The 15,331-nt window shown below is 51.3% G+C and carries 12 protein-coding genes and 1 pseudogene; 10 read left to right on the top strand and 3 right to left on the bottom strand.

What is annotated here, in order from left to right; translation table 11 throughout:
* On the bottom strand, window positions 1-833 hold an 833-nt coding region (locus ABYW01_RS03550), incomplete at its 3' end, for an acetyl-CoA C-acyltransferase (RefSeq protein WP_372831157.1).
* A 549-nt stretch (window positions 834-1,382) separates the two neighbouring features.
* On the opposite strand from ABYW01_RS03550, the gene ABYW01_RS03545 reads away from it, so the two are divergent.
* The 3 genes from ABYW01_RS03545 (at window position 1,383) to ABYW01_RS03535 (ending at window position 3,095) form a co-directional block, all read left to right on the top strand.
* Window positions 1,383-1,751, top strand: a complete 369-nt coding sequence (locus ABYW01_RS03545) for an STAS/SEC14 domain-containing protein (RefSeq protein ID WP_372831156.1) — start codon at window positions 1,383-1,385, stop codon at window positions 1,749-1,751.
* A gap of 91 nt (window positions 1,752-1,842) precedes the next feature.
* Complete coding sequence (locus ABYW01_RS03540; protein WP_193955060.1) at window positions 1,843-2,484, top strand: triacylglycerol lipase; 642 nt, start codon at window positions 1,843-1,845, stop codon at window positions 2,482-2,484.
* Between the two features lie 74 nt (window positions 2,485-2,558).
* Complete coding sequence (locus tag ABYW01_RS03535) at window positions 2,559-3,095, top strand: nucleoside 2-deoxyribosyltransferase (protein ID WP_372831155.1); 537 nt, start codon at window positions 2,559-2,561, stop codon at window positions 3,093-3,095.
* 9 nt (window positions 3,096-3,104) lie between these two features.
* Here ABYW01_RS03535 and ABYW01_RS03530 read toward each other — a convergent pair whose 3' ends face one another.
* The gene (locus tag ABYW01_RS03530) at window positions 3,105-4,562 is read right to left on the bottom strand and encodes a hypothetical protein (RefSeq protein WP_372831154.1); all 1,458 of its coding nucleotides are present in this window, start codon (window positions 4,560-4,562) and stop codon (window positions 3,105-3,107) included.
* A 145-nt stretch (window positions 4,563-4,707) separates the two neighbouring features.
* Complete coding sequence (locus ABYW01_RS03525) at window positions 4,708-6,204, bottom strand: aldehyde dehydrogenase (protein ID WP_372831153.1); 1,497 nt, start codon at window positions 6,202-6,204, stop codon at window positions 4,708-4,710.
* Between the two features lie 425 nt (window positions 6,205-6,629).
* On the opposite strand from ABYW01_RS03525, the gene peaA reads away from it, so the two are divergent.
* The 7 genes and pseudogenes from peaA to ABYW01_RS03490 all read left to right on the top strand — a co-directional run.
* Window positions 6,630-8,231 (top strand): quinohemoprotein amine dehydrogenase subunit alpha, encoded by a 1,602-nt coding sequence (gene peaA / locus ABYW01_RS03520; protein ID WP_372831152.1) that lies wholly within the window; start codon window positions 6,630-6,632, stop codon window positions 8,229-8,231.
* Window positions 8,232-8,284: 53 nt separating this feature from the next.
* Window positions 8,285-9,745 (top strand): quinohemoprotein amine dehydrogenase maturation protein, encoded by a 1,461-nt coding sequence (peaB, locus tag ABYW01_RS03515; protein WP_372831151.1) that lies wholly within the window; start codon window positions 8,285-8,287, stop codon window positions 9,743-9,745.
* Window position 9,746: 1 nt separating this feature from the next.
* A complete protein-coding gene (qhpC, locus tag ABYW01_RS03510; RefSeq protein WP_193955055.1) occupies window positions 9,747-10,073 on the top strand; it encodes a quinohemoprotein amine dehydrogenase subunit gamma in 327 nt (108 codons plus the stop codon).
* An 18-nt stretch (window positions 10,074-10,091) separates the two neighbouring features.
* On the top strand, window positions 10,092-11,243 hold the full coding sequence (peaD, locus tag ABYW01_RS03505) for a quinohemoprotein amine dehydrogenase subunit beta (protein WP_372831150.1): 1,152 nt from the start codon (window positions 10,092-10,094) through the stop codon (window positions 11,241-11,243).
* A gap of 198 nt (window positions 11,244-11,441) precedes the next feature.
* Window positions 11,442-12,770, top strand: coding sequence for an alginate export family protein (locus ABYW01_RS03500; RefSeq protein ID WP_372831149.1), 1,329 nt, complete (start codon window positions 11,442-11,444; stop codon window positions 12,768-12,770).
* A 291-nt stretch (window positions 12,771-13,061) separates the two neighbouring features.
* The gene (locus tag ABYW01_RS03495) at window positions 13,062-14,990 is read left to right on the top strand and encodes a sigma-54-dependent Fis family transcriptional regulator (protein WP_372831148.1); all 1,929 of its coding nucleotides are present in this window, start codon (window positions 13,062-13,064) and stop codon (window positions 14,988-14,990) included.
* A gap of 123 nt (window positions 14,991-15,113) precedes the next feature.
* A pseudogene (locus ABYW01_RS03490) lies at window positions 15,114-15,331 on the top strand (ABC transporter ATP-binding protein); the annotation flags it as partial.

Below are 15,331 nucleotides of genomic sequence, written 5' to 3'. Positions count from 1 at the left end.
GTCAGGCCATTTTTCTCTGCTGCTTCTTTAGACGCGATCAGCAGGGCACAAGCACCATCGTTGACACCGGAGGCGTTACCCGCGGTCACAGAACCGCCTTCACGGAAAGGCGCTCTCAGCTTACCCAGGCCTTCTAGTGTTGTAGAGGCGCGTGGGTGCTCATCGGTATCAACGATAACGTCATCGCCTTTGCGCTGAGGAATCACGACTGGGCAGATCTCTTCGTTGAACAGACCCGCTTCCATCGCCGCCGCGGTTTTCTGCTGACTGCGGTATGCGAACAGGTCCTGATCTTCACGGGAGATATTGAAATCTTCAGCCACGTTCTCAGCGGTTTCTGGCATGGAGTCCACGCCGAATTCAGCTTTCATCTTTTTATTGATGAAGCGCCAGCCGATAGTGGTGTCGTAGAGACCGTTTGGATTACGGCTGAATGCGGATTCCGCTTTGCCCATGACAAACGGGGCACGGGACATGGATTCACAGCCACCGGCGATCATCAGGTCGGTTTCACCGGACTTGATGGCACGTGCAGCCATACCGATCGCATCCATACCGGAGCCACACAGGCGGTTAATGGTTGTACCTGGAACAGAGGTAGGCAGACCGGCCAACAGCGTAGACATACGCGCAACGTTACGGTTGTCTTCACCCGCCTGGTTGGCGTTGCCGTAGATCACATCGTCTACGGAAGACCAATCGACATTCGGGTTACGATCCATCAGTGCTTTCAGGGGCACGGCGCCCAGATCATCAGGACGTACCGGGGCTAGACCGCCGCCGTAACGACCAAAAGGGGTGCGGATCGCATCGCAGATATAGGCATCTGTCATTGTAGTTACCTCTCCTCATTAATTAGATGTAAGGGTGGTGTATATGCTCGGGAGTTCACCAACGAAGTGCTTTCAGCCCTATAACCGATCCCTGAAAACGATGGTTATCAACTAGGGTCTGAAAACGTTAAGTCCATCCATGTAATGCGCTGCTCACATTGGAAAGCGAGACATATATAGGCACTTCGATCCTTAACTTTGTGAAATATTACACTATTCGTGATCATGATCAATATTTTGTATCACAATAAATTCGTCTTTTTGCCGGTGAATTGAGTGCATAAATAATGGAAATATCAAACATAAATCAAAAGTAACATCTTGTTTTAAGGAGAAAAATTCTTTATTTATCCTGAAACCTCTAAGCGTTTTCTACCATAGGTGCGGTAAATTTAATGTGAGGGGGATACGATGACCTGACCAGCAAGTCGCTGGAAAACAGCAAAAATCGACGAAAGTTATGGCAACGTATCTGCATCGATTTTTTCAGTTTCCGGTGATAAATCCGCCATACTAAAAACTAGCCGCACCTATCTTAAGGGGACGACCATGTTAAAGCTGATCGATACCGGTATAGAGAACACCGTAGGGTTTAGCATTGAAGGCAAAATCACCAAAGAGGATATGTCGCTTGTGCTCAGCGCAGTAAAAGAGAAGGGCGAACAGCACCCACACCTCTTTCTATACGAAGAAATAGAAAGTATTGGAGGGCTGGAATTTCGTGCGATGCTCCAGAAGCTCTCATTTTTGTGGGAAACAGGTTTTTCTAACATCCGAAAAATAGCCATTGTCTCCGACAAACGATGGGTTCATACGGTGGTCGATATCGAAGACAGGATCTTCCGCGGTATTCAGATGAAAAGCTTTGATCAGCATGAGAAACCGGCCGCGCTGGCCTTTTTACAACAACGCGCCTAACGAGCATCATCTAAGGTGAATGCCAAAATCAATTGATCCGTATGCGGATTCTTTGTCTATCAATACCAGAGGCAGGATAAAGGGATCTATTATGCCGAAAGAATGTGTGATCTTGCTTCATGGCTTAGCCCGTACCAGCCGCTCTATGCGAACATTAGAGTCGGCGTTGATTAGTGCTGGTTTTGGTGTCACCAACCAAAGCTATGCCTCAACCTCCTATCCAATCGAGCAACTGGCAAACCGTGCGATCAATTCTGCGTTAGCCCATTGCCCGGATAATACCCGTATACATTTTGTAACCCATTCCATGGGAGGGATTTTGGTGCGTCACTATCTCAAGTCTCACGGGTTACCCAATCTTGGGCGGGTGGTGATGCTCGGTCCGCCGAATCAGGGCAGTGAGATCGTAGATGTTCTTGGCAGGATGCCGGGGTTTGCGTTGATCAATGGTCCCGCAGGTCTGCAGCTGGGCACGGATAAAAGCAGTGTGCCCGTTCAATTAGGTCAGGTTGACTTCGAATGTGGGGTCATCGCGGGAACGCGCACGATTAATTTGTTCCTTTCAACGCTGATTTCCGGACAGAACGATGGCAAAGTTTCAGTGGAAAATACCAAAGTAGAAGGGATGAAAGATCATATCGTGCTGCCTGTGACACACCCGTTTATGATGATTAATCCAAACGTTATCAATCAGGTTATCGAATTCCTGATCCATGGTAGATTTAATCGATAGCTTAGAGGGCATCCACATATGGGCCCGTTACCACCTCATGAACGGAAAATTCGATTGGAAATGCAGGTAATCGCATGACACGTAAAAACATCTATCTAGCAGGGCCTGACGTTTTTTGGCCAAACGCCAAAGAGGCGGGGGCAGCTAAAGTTGAGCTCTGTAAGGCGTATGGATTTAACGGGCATTTTCCATTGGATACTGAACTGGATCTTACTGGTCTAGAACCCTATGACGCAGGGCTGGCGATTTATCGCGCCAATATAGGGTTGATGGATAACGCCGACCTGATCGTCGCGAATATGACACCGTTCCGTGGTCCCAGTATGGATGTCGGTACAGCATTTGAGATCGGTTATATGACCGCCCAAAAGAAACCCGTTTGGGGATACACGCTGGATGGCCGTCTATATAGCGACAGAGTTGATCAGATACAGAAAGGCCAGGACGTTCGGGGGGATCAGGTAGAACAGTTCGAGATGGCTGACAATCTGATGATGATCGGCGCGATTGATCATTCCGGTGGGCAATTACATTGCGAGGACGCGACATTTTCCTTTGAAGAACATCTAAGAATTTTTCGAGCTTTGCTGGAACAGATCTCTGATCAATAAACAAAGCGGTCAGCTGAATGCCCCGCCCAGCCACTCGTCGATGTTCTGACCTTCGTTACTGTCCGGCATATTCTCGCCCATCAATAGTCGCGAACATGCCGCGAGATAGGGTGTTCGCCAATGGGGTGATATCCATTCAACCGTTTCCAGTACGGCGGCACCATATTTAAAGTCATGGGCTTTGTTGGATTTAGAGAGCAGCCAGCTGTTCAGTTGCTGCTTTAGCGTCCACCAGCCATCGTTGAGTGGATATCGCCGCAACAGGTCCCGTGCTTCAATATGATCAGTCCCTATAGTGCTGCCTAATTGATCCAGCTGATTTGCTAACGATGCTGAATTGGGTGACTCTGCTTTGAGGTCCAGAATATCAAGATTATTCCATTCGCTGCCAGGCCGCTGCTGCTTCATTTGCACGATATAGCTAAGTGCCTGCAACGGAATGACTCGTCTCATGGTTGTGTTGGTGGTCCGCTGCCATAAGCTATAAAGAGCATGCGACACAGTGATACAGTGCAGCATCGGTATATTCGGACGATTCATAACGGCGTCTGCTGCGGCAAGGAATACGGAGTCCCAGACGCATTGCATCGGTAGCCCTTGCTGCAACCGTTCAGCCGCTAGCTCGCTGCTGGATCTTGCATCCAGCTGACGCACCTTTTTCAGTAAATGTTCGGTATCTTTTTCTGGAGCCGCAGGTAAAAAGGCCGAGCCGGGAATTTTATGGGTTAAACGCAGGTTCTCGGGGTAATCCTTTTCCCACCAGCCTTTTTCCTTATCGGCTGTTACATTGCCATCAGCGAGCAAGGCATAAGTTACACCGCGCAGAATCGTTTCACTGCCATCCCAACCACTGTATTCCAAACAGCGCACTACACCGCTCAGTAATATTGCTTTGTGACCAATGGAGTGAAAATCCTTAACCGCCCATTCCAACATGAGTTCAAACGCGGCGTACATACTGCCGGAGCGGGCCATACGTGTGATGGCCTGATCAGCTTGCTGCCACTGTTTCGTCTGCATTGATCGTGTAAAAAGGTCTGGGGCCTGTCCAATAAGGGGGAGTTGTGCGTTGGCGTCTTCCAGTGTCCAGCCCGATATCCGCAAACTACGTGCCTGACTGTGCTTGAAGTAATCAACGTTCCAAAGAATAGGGATCCAGCTGGTGATCCCCTCGGCTTGCAAAGATAAGCGTCGTGCAGCATCGACCATCAGCACAGCATGATATTTAAAACCAACCGGGCGAGGCTCGATATGTGACACCCCGGCACTGAGTAGTGCTTTAATCAGCGCAGGTTTACGGATACTTCCATTACGAATCTGCTGCACAACATCTGCTGTTAACGTACTACGCGGCGTATGTATCAACGCCGAAACCAGATCTGCCTGCTGTGATGTGGCGCTTAAGTTGGGAAAACAGGCCCAGAAGGGCGTGGATAGTAGACCGGTAACCACTGTACGACGCTTCATCATGCTCTCCTTTTATCCCCTTATTGCAGCTTAGACGCAAAATCTGGTCTATACGTGAATGACGACGGGGAGCATGTTGTGATCGGAGACTACTAATGCCTGTTGGTGTCAGCAGCCTCCGACGGGGAGTGACTAAGGGGGAGGATTAAAGGTTAATCACAACCGACTTCATTTCGGTGTAATGTTCGATGACTTCACGCCCCATTTCACGGCCAAGACCGGATTGCTTAAAACCGCCAAATGGCAGAGAAGGGTCCAGCGCCGTATGGCAGTTCACCCAGACCGATCCCGATTTAATCCTTGGGATCATGCGGTGAACTTCGGACAGGTTGTTGGACCAGATACTTGCACCCAGCCCATACTGGCTGTCGTTGGCGATACGGATCGCTTCATCCATGTCATCGAACGGCATCGCGACCAATACCGGGCCAAATATTTCTTCTCGTGTTACCAGAGACTGCTGATCAACATCGACCAAAACGGTTGGTTTTACATAGTAGCCTTCACCGTCATATGCGGTGCCGCCAACCGTGGCACGTGCACCTGCGGCGATACCCTGATCAATATAGCCCTGCACCCGTTGTTGCTGACGTGCGGATACCATTGGTCCCATTTGAGCGTTCGCATCCAGACCATGCCCTAACGGCAGGTTGGCCGCGATGTCGCTGACATCTGCCACAACACGATCAAAGTGTTTCTTGTGAACATACAGACGGGAACCTGCGCAGCAAACCTGCCCATGGTTAAAGAAGATCGCATTTGCCGCACCTTGCGCAGCCACGGTCAGGTCCGCATCAGGCATGACAATGGTCGGAGATTTACCACCCAATTCAAGCGTTACGCGGGTCATGGAATCCATTGCTGCTTTGCCGATCAGCTTGCCGACTTCGGTAGAGCCGGTGAACGTCAGTTTATCGACATCAGGATGGGATGAGAGGGCGGCTCCCGCCTCATGACCGATACCTGTGACGATGTTAACGACACCCGCCGGATAACCTGCTTCCTGAATCAGTTCACCCAGTTTCAATACCGACAACGGTGTTTCTTCAGCGGGCTTCAGTACTACGGTACACCCGGTTGCCAGTGCGGGTCCCAGCTTCCAGCATGCCAACAGCAGTGGAAAGTTCCAGGCGACAATGGCGCCCACCACGCCCACCGCTTCACGCATGGTGCACGCAAATACTTCAGCGCCTGGCATAAATGGCAGGCTCGGCGTTACGGTCTGGCCTTCAATTTTCGTCGCCCAACCTGCCATATACCGCAGGAAATCGACCGCCAAACGAATATCGACGCCTTGAGCAATCGCCTTACTTTTACCGTTATCGATAGATTCAATTTCACCGAGCAATTCTGAATTTTGTTCAATCAGATCTGCCAGACGCCACAACAGACGTTCGCGATCACCGGGCTTCATGCGACTCCAGTCCGAATCATCAAATGCCTGACGTGCGGCCGCCACCGCGAGATCAATATCCGCTTTATCGCCGGATGGCACCTGTGTAATCACTTTCCCTGTCGCCGGGTTATAGACATCAATGGTGCGGCCCGAACGTGCTGCTGATCGCTCAGCGCCGATGAACAGCTTGTGATCCCGTGAAATAAAAGCAGTTGTTTCTGCCATCGCTGCATCAGTTTCAATCATGGATAAACCTTCTTGTTTTTGTTTTGGCAATGTCACAGCAATAGCGCAAACGGCGTGCCATTTAGGAAAAATATATTTAACGCATTGTATTTATTGGTTTTTTTGAATTTTTTAAATTCGGTGGTACCTGAATTTAAGTGTCACATTCTGAGACAGGGTGTCAAAAAACGAGTCAGTTCCACGTTTACGCACTGTGCAGGCGAGGTGTCGCCGCAGTGTCTCAATTTTCGACAGAGTGTCGCGTTATGGAACAGTGTGCAGTGCGATACGGGTATACCCCAAACCCCGTGTTTTATGGGTAACTGGTTGTAATTAAAAGATATTTATTTTTTGGCACGCACTTCGCTACGTGAGAGGACAGGTTAGATACACCGTTATCCCGTCCATGTGGGTACCGGACAACAAAAACAAAAGGAGGTCTGGCCTTGAACACAATAATAAAAAGCCCGTTAGCGTTGGCGATTACCGCAGCCCTAACGACCACTGCGTTACCTGCGATTGCGCAAGACGAAGCGGTAAAGATTGTGCAGAGCAAGTGTCTCGCTTGCCACACCGAGGAAAGCAGCAAAGCACCTCAGTGGAGCCGAATCAGTCATCAGCGTAAAACGCCGGAAGGGTGGTTGATGACGATTGGGCGTATGCAGATGATGCACGGTTTACAGATCAGCGATGATGAGCGTTCCGCCGTTGTTAAATATCTGGCAGACCGTCAGGGTTTGGCGCCGGAAGAAACCACGGACTACCGCTACGCCATGGAACGCCGGTTAGACACCATGGAAGTCTTTGACGACAGCCAGCTTGAGGAGATGTGTGCACGCTGTCATTCCGGTGCGCGGGTTGGCCTGCAACGTCGCCCGGCGGCGGAGTGGGAGCATCTGGTGCATTTCCATCTGGGGCAGTGGCCGTCAACCGAATATCAGGCGCTGGCACGTGACCGTGATTGGTTCCCGATAGCGCTGAATGAAATGGTGCCTAAGCTCACCAAGATGTTCCCGATGGACAACGACAACTGGAAACAGTGGCAGGCAGCTACAAAACCAGACTTCGTGGGCGAATGGAGCTTTGCTGTACATCAGCCGGGTCGAGGTGATGGCAGCGGTGTGATGAAAGTCGAGCAGCAGGAGGCTGATCGTTACAGCGTGACTGTCGAGGGGCAGTGGGCCGATGGAACACCCCTGAAAGGTTTCGGTTCCGCCATCGTCTACACCGGCTTTGAATGGCGCGCCCAGATTGATCTTGGCGGCGTACAGATGCGTCAGGTACTGGCTGCGAGCAAAGACGGCATGAACCTGAGCGGACGTGTTTTTGAAACGGCACACGACGAACGTGGCATGGAGTTCTCCGCTGCGAAAGCAACCACTGGAAATAGTCAGATTATCGCGGTGTATCCGCAAAACCTGAAATCAGGCGAATCAACTGAAGTCACTATTGTCGGCAGTGGCTTGAAAGGGCGTGTATCACTGGGTAAAGGCGTTAGCGTAGAGAAAGTGCTGAGCCGTACCTACAATAGCGTGACGGTGCTGGCAAAAGCAGCAAAAGGCGCAAAAACATCTGCCAACGGAGTCTCTGTAGGCGCTGTTAATGGCGGCCAGTTCGCAGTCTACGACAAAGTGGATCAGGTCAAAGTCATGCCCGCCTTTACGATTGCCCGTGTCGGCGGCAACGGCGGCAGCACACCAAAAGTGCAGGCACGTTTTGAGGCTGAGGCGTGGGGCGCGGGTGCTGATGGAAAAGCCGGAACCGACGATGATATCCGTATTGGTTATCTGCCTGCCAGTTGGCATGTAGAGCCCTTCGATGAAGCGGCTAAAGCCGATAACGATGTGCATTTCGCAGGGCGTATGAATGCAGCCAGCGGTGTATTTACACCGGGTAATGCAGGCCCTAACCCTGAGCGCCGCATGTCTACCAACAATGCGGGCAACCTGAAAGTGGTTGCTCAGGTTCAAGACGGTGATCAGATCCTGACGGGCGACGGCCAACTGATCGTTACGGTTCAACGTTGGAATGATGCTCCGCTGCCATAAGGCGCGGGACACCATTATTTGACGTTTAACCGAGGTATGACGAGGAGGTTGCCATGAATACCCAAGTACAGGCCGCTGCAATAAATCTTGTAGAGCAGAATCTGCATCTGGTGCAGGTCAGCGACCGGCGTTTGATGTTCCATATTCCAACCAGCTCCCTGTTTGAGTTGGATGGGATCACCGCCGAAGTGATCGATACGCTGCGCGGCGGACAGAACAGCGCTGAACGCTGGACACGCCCGGAGCTGATGCAGCATTTGAGCGGTAGCTTTAATGCTGAACAGATTGCAGAAACCGTACATGAACTGATGGCGCTGGAGGTGATCAGCGACGGTTCTCCCCTGACCGAAGAGATCGCCGTCAAGACAGTCGATCAGTTCCCGCTCAATACGCTGGTGCTGAACGTAAACACCGGTTGCAATCTGAGCTGTAGCTACTGCTACAAAGAAGATCTGGATAAACCCTCTGCGGGTAAAAAGATGAGCCTGGAGACGGCGATTCAATCCATCGAAATGATGCTGGATGAATCACCGGGCGAATCTCTTTACAACATCGTGTTCTTTGGCGGAGAACCCCTAAGCAACTTGGCACTGATCAAATCAGTGGTGGCGTGGTGCGAAAGTGAATTTCCGGCACGGGGTAAGCGGGTGGAATACACCATGACTACCAATGCGACCTTGTTGAATGAAGAGATCGTTGCCTGGCTGGCCAAGTATAACTTTGGTCTCTCGGTGAGTATGGATGGCCCCAAAGCGGTGCATGACAAAAACCGTATCACTGTGGGTGGGCAGGGCACATACGATGTAGTGAGCAAAAAAGCGAAGATGCTGCTCTCGGGCTACATTCGCCGTCCCATTGGTGCACGGGTCACCCTGACGCGCGGTACCACGGATGTGATCGGCATCTGGGATCACTTGTTCAATGAGCTGGGGTTCGCTGAAGTGGGCTTTGCACCAGTCACATCCGGTGACGTTTCACACTTCAATCTGCCTGAGGATGAGCTTAAGCAGGTCTTCGACAATATGAAAGCACTGGGCGAGCAGTATCTGGAAGCAGCACTGGAACACCGCAATATCGGCTTTTCCAACCTACATCAACTGATTACCGACCTGCACGAAGGCCATAAAAAGGCACTGCCCTGTGGTGCTGGCCTGAAGATGCTGGCGGTAGATCATCAAGGTGAACTCAACCTCTGTCATCGCTTCACTGGCTCCGATCTACAGACCTTCGGGGATGTTAAGAGCGGAGTGGATCACGCCCAGCTGGGAGACTTTCTATCCGAACGACTCGACCGCACCAATACCGGTTGTGCGTCCTGTCGGATTCGTAACCTCTGCTCTGGCGGTTGTTACCACGAAAGCCACGCCCGCTACGGTGATGCGACCCGTCCTACCTACCACTATTGCGATCTGATGAAGGATTGGGTGGATTTCGGCATCGATGTGTACGCCCGCATCATGGCCGAGAATCCTGACTTCATCGATCACTACATTTTGCCTCGGAGGGCAAACTGAGATGAAACATCTTAAAGCGATAAACAACAAAGCGCAGCTGCTGGATAAAGCCGTTGTAGAAGATCAGGTGGAAGAGGTCGTTGCGATGCAGTCACTGGCGGGCTGTGCGGCAACCACCGACCCAGGTTGGGAGATCGATGCCTTTGGTTCGGTCACTTCACTGTGTCAGCCAATGGAATCTGATCTGTACGGTTGTGCGGATCCATGTTGGTGGCCTGCTCAGGTACCGGACATGATGAACACGCATCAAAACTGGAACGACGATGCGCAGGATTCCGGCGAAGGCTGGCGCAATCTGGGCACCGTATTCCCATCAGATAAGAAGTAATCAGCACAGGATAGAGCGATGAATAACAAAAACAATATACGCAAAACCCTGCGTAACCTGATGGTGGGTGCCGGTATTCTGGGCACCACTATGATGGGTAGCACAGCGTTTGCCAACGAAGCCGATATGTCGGGTCCTGCACTGAAAAAAGGTCAGGAGTACATGGTCGTTGCGAACTATCCCAACCAGATCCATGTTCTGGATCTGAAGACGGATAGTCTCCTGAAAACCTGTAAAGTTCCGGGAGCATACGGTCCGGGTGTGTTGCAGGTCGCGCCAGACAAAAAAACCGTCTACATGCTGACCAATCACTATGAAGATGTGTATGGCATCAATGTGGACGATTGCAGTGTGCAATTCCACACCACGTTCTCGAAGCAGAATACGCGTACCAAATCTTTGTTCTCTATGGCCTTGAGCCCGGACGGCAAAGAGCTGTACGTGATGCACAACCCAACCAAAATGAACAAAGACCACTATCGTGTTCAGGACACCTATCTGGCGGTGTACAACACAGCGGATGGCAAAGGCGCAAAACCCGTGCGTACGTTTCCGGCACCGCGTCAGGTGACGGTTATGGCAACCGGTAAAGATGGTGGTTTATATATGGCGGGCGCCGACATCTACAAAATGGATGTAAACACCGGCAAATACGATGTTGCACTGCCAAGCCGCAATTGGGACCGTCCGTTGTACGTTCAACCCGATGTATTGAATGCGTGGCCGATACAGACGCCAAGCAAAGACTTCACCATTCTATATACCACCGCACGCTTTCAGGATGAAAAGCAGGATCTTGCAACCGCTGATTGGATCTACGGTTATCTGAACATTGATCTGGAAACAGGCGAAACAGAAACCACTGATTTCGGCCCGATCACAGAGATCTATTTTACCGGTATGAGGTCGCCCAAAGACCCGAATCTCGTCTTTGGCGTATTGAACCGTCTCGCCAAGTATGACGTGAAGCAGAAGAAGCTGATCAAAGCGGCTGAACTGGATCACTCATATTACTGCATCGCGATGAATCACGATGGCAGCAAGGTCTATCTCGGCGGCACCTATGATGATGTGGCGATCTACGACGCCGATTCAATGGAAAAGCTGGGCAACATCAAACTGCCGGGTGGAGATATGGCGATCTCTACTTCGCAGGTATTCATTCGTTAACCATTTGATGGCCGGTGGTTCCGGTCATCTGTTGGCGAAAGCGGTTGTTTGTATCCCTCACAGCCGCGACCACTCCGGGTAGCAAATCCCAAGCCGTTACCGGCCTTAAGCCCTCACGGGGAATCTTTCCCCGGGGGCTCTTTTTACCCGAAAAACGCCAAAAGAATTATAAAAAGTATTCGTTTACGGAGAGAAATAATGATAACAACATTTCGTAACTCATTGACTGCTATGGCTTTATCCGCATGCTTTGCGCCAAATTTGTTGGCGGCAGTCATTTCTGAAGAAAACGGTAAAACGATTTCTTTTAACGTTGAAGCGATGGCTGCAGCCATGTCGCTGGACGAGAACTACACCGGAACACCGGGCAAGAAAACGTGGCAGGAAGGCTACATCAAGGGTGATCTGGTCGGCTCTAATTTGCTGGAAAACGGCAGTACACTGTATGGCGGTTTGGGCCTCATCGCACTGGGTACCCGTGGGGACGGTGATGGCCTGGGTTTGACCACCGGTGATGAAAGTGAGATTGATGTCGAAAACGCCTATCTCGGCTGGCAGTCCTCCAATAACCTCATTGATCTTTCCGTGGGTCGCCAGATGTTCACTTTGGGCGATGGTTTTCTGATTGCGGGCGATGCCATCAGTCCGGGTGAAGGGTTTGATTCCTTCTCTAACGGCAGTCTGGATCGCGGTGGCGCGTATTATCTCGCAGGCCGTAAGAGTTTTTCGAATACCGCAGTTCTGAAAGTGGACCCGGAAGGCCCGCTGCGCGGCGATCTGTTCTGGCTGAAATCCGATAACCAGTATCAACAGAACACTGAGCTGACCGGTCTGAATCTGGAATATGTCAATGAAGAGATGGGCACCGTAGGGCTGACCTACATGAAAGCCACGGATGTGGATGTGGGTGCAGGTCTGGCTTTGTTCGATAACCGCGATGGAATGGACATCGTGAGTGTACGGGGTCAGGGCAGCATGGGTGTTGAAAACCTGTTCCTGTCTTTCGAATACGTGTCAGAAACCGGTGGTAATCAGATCGAAAAAGATGCGAATGCCTGGTATGTGGAAGGGGGCTGGACCTTTGCTGATCTGCCGTGGACGCCAAACCTGAACTACCGCCACGCAGAGTTCTCGGGTGACGATAGCGCCACGGCGGACGATGAAACCTTTGATCCGCTATTCTTCGGATTTACCCGTGGTTTTGGTACTTGGTTTCAGGGTGAAGTGGCCTCGAACTACGGTGGCCCCTTTAACAGTGGAAACGATCTGGATCGCTTGGAGTTAACATTGACACCGCGTGATGATCTGACCATCGGATTGCAATACTGGGACTTCGATAAGACTGATGATGCTGCCGATAACGCCGCAACGGAAATTGATCTGTATGCATTGTGGAGCATCAACGACAACTGGGTGTTCAGCCCGATGATCGGACTCTATGAGCCTAAAGGCAGTGCCAACAAAGCGGCTCAGGGAAATGACAGCGACAACCTGTATGTGCAGGCAGTTATGATGTATTTCTTCTAACACCACTTTCATTAGGGAGCGCTGGTCCACAAAACTCGTTACTACAACGGCTCGTGGTGACGAATGCTTCGTCGATTTCGTGAACTGATGAATGAACACAACGAGCAACACCCCTTCGCCATGGATGGCACGGGCGGTCTGATTGACGGGTTGCGCGTCAGACCGTCCACCCCCTGATCGCTAAAAGCGCTGATAGGGCTGGAAGATGCGGATTAGGTTATCTGCTAGTATTTTTGAACCAATTTTTGATCAACCACAATTCCAGACAATAACAATAAGGTGGAGTGGGCAATGGCGATCAATACCGAACCCCATAACCTGTTACGTGCAGACGTAACACGGCAGTTGTTACTTCAACGCAGCTTGCCACACGGCCAGCTGCGTGAATCGATAGAAGCCTCCTGGCTGCGCAGCCTGGACGCAGGTCTGGATTGTCAGACGCAACTAGAGGCCGATAGTTTCAGTCGATCAGATGTGCGCGACCTGCACGAAAAAAACAAGCTGCTGCTTGATTGTGCCGCACCTGAAGTTGAGCTACTCACACGTCAATACTCGGCAGAAAATGCCCTGGTCATGTTGGCGGACTGTGATGCCCGTATATTGGCTGTAAAGGGCAACAGCGATGTCCTCGATAATGCCGCACGTCATGCGTTGAATCCCGGCGTGTGCTGGTCAGAGAGCAGTCGTGGTACCAACGCGCTGGGCACAGCACTGGTCGATGGCCATGCCGTTAAGATCGAAGGCAGTGAACATTTTCTCGATCGTTTAACTCAATTCAGTTGCACCTCCACCCCCATCTTTGGCCCGAACGGAAACACCCTTGGTGTATTGGACCTGACCAGCGAACGTGGTCGTGTTCAACAACCGCTTGAAGTGGTGCAGATGGCCGCACGTTCGATTGAGAATCGCTTATTTTCCGCCAGTTTTAAAGACCATGCCGTTATTGCCATCCATAGCCGTCAGCAGTACCTCAGCTCGGTATGGCAGGGTTTGATTGCAGTCGATCCAGATGGCGATCTGCTAGGCGCCAATCAACAAGCCCATCAGTTATTGAACATTCAGGACGGTATGCTTAAGAAGCATTCTCTGGATGAGATGCTAGGCATTAGCGCCAGCCAATTGCTCGGTCAGCTGATGCAAGGCAAAACCTACACACTGCAAACGCGCATGGGCGCGCTTTATTGTTGTTTAATCCAGTTACCTAAGCCCCGTATTAGCCTGCCGTTTAAAACCGAACAGCGCATCAAACGCACTGATCAGGATAAACGTCCCGGATTATCAGAAGTCGCGGGAAACAATCCTCGTCTGAGCCGTAGTTTGAAAATGGCATTAAAAGGCATGGCGCACGATTTGCCGGTACTACTGAACGGTGAAACCGGCACCGGTAAAGAGGTGGTGGCGCGCGCACTACATGACGCGGGAGTCCGATCAAACAAGCCCTTTATCGCAGTCAATTGCGCAGCTATCCCGGAAGGCCTGATTGAGTCTGAACTCTTTGGTTACCGAGAGGGGGCTTTTACCGGTTCCCGGCGCGGCGGTATGGTCGGACGCTTCCAACAAGCTGATGGCGGCACGCTGTTCCTTGACGAAATCGGTGATATGCCGCTGGCGTTACAAGCCCGCTTGTTGCGTGTCTTACAGGAGCGTCGTGTGGCACCGCTGGGCGGTGGCGAAGAGGTCTCGTTGGATATTCGCCTGATCTGCGCCACCCACCGTGATATGCGCACGTTAGTCGCGGAAGGGAGCTTCCGTGAAGACCTGTTTTACCGTCTTAACGGTGTAGGCGTAAAACTGCCAGCACTGCGTGAACGCACAGATCTTCCTGAGTTTCTGACCAAATTGTTAGCGTCTGTGCAGAACCACATGATCGGTACACATACGACGATCACCATCGACAGCAACTTAATGGATCGATTTTCACACTACAGCTGGCCCGGAAACATCCGTCAGATGGAAACGGTACTGCGTGCTTCACTGGCATTTATGGATGAAGACGAGACCCTCATCACCGAAGCTCACCTGACCGATGATTTTCTAGACCAACTATTACTGGAGGCCGATGGGCAGGGCTGCGGCGGTATTCTTAAGCAGAGTGAGCACCAAACGATCCGCAAAGCGCTGGATGAGCACGGAGGCAATATCAGCGCGACCGCTAAAGCCCTGGGGATCAGCAGGGCAACACTTTATCGCCGATTGCAGGAGCTAGAACAGGAGGGATAAATTAATCCCTCCTGCTTGTTACAACCCGTTACATTTTTGCACATACTTACCCAATGCCCGCTGTTACATCACGTTACAGTGATTTGAGATGTTCGTATTGATCACACTGAGTACTACTGACTTATGATTAAATGGCTGGCCCGTGCAGTTGAAACCACCGACCCGAATGCCCTGGAACAGGCGTTTCGCTGGTTGTTTGGCTTTGTTCGTCCGCAACGGCGTGCGATTGCACAGGTATTGGGGTTGTCGTTACTGGCATCTATGCTGGTGTTGATGCAGCCGTGGCTGACTAAAACGCTAATTGACGATGGTCTGATCGCAAAAGACTACGGCACCCTGGT

The organism is Pontibacterium sp., assembly GCF_041587635.1.
Lineage (GTDB): Bacteria > Pseudomonadota > Gammaproteobacteria > Pseudomonadales > Balneatricaceae > Pontibacterium.
The sequence above is the reverse complement of the archived record's forward strand: the minus strand, read 5'-3'. Positions and strand labels throughout refer to the sequence as shown.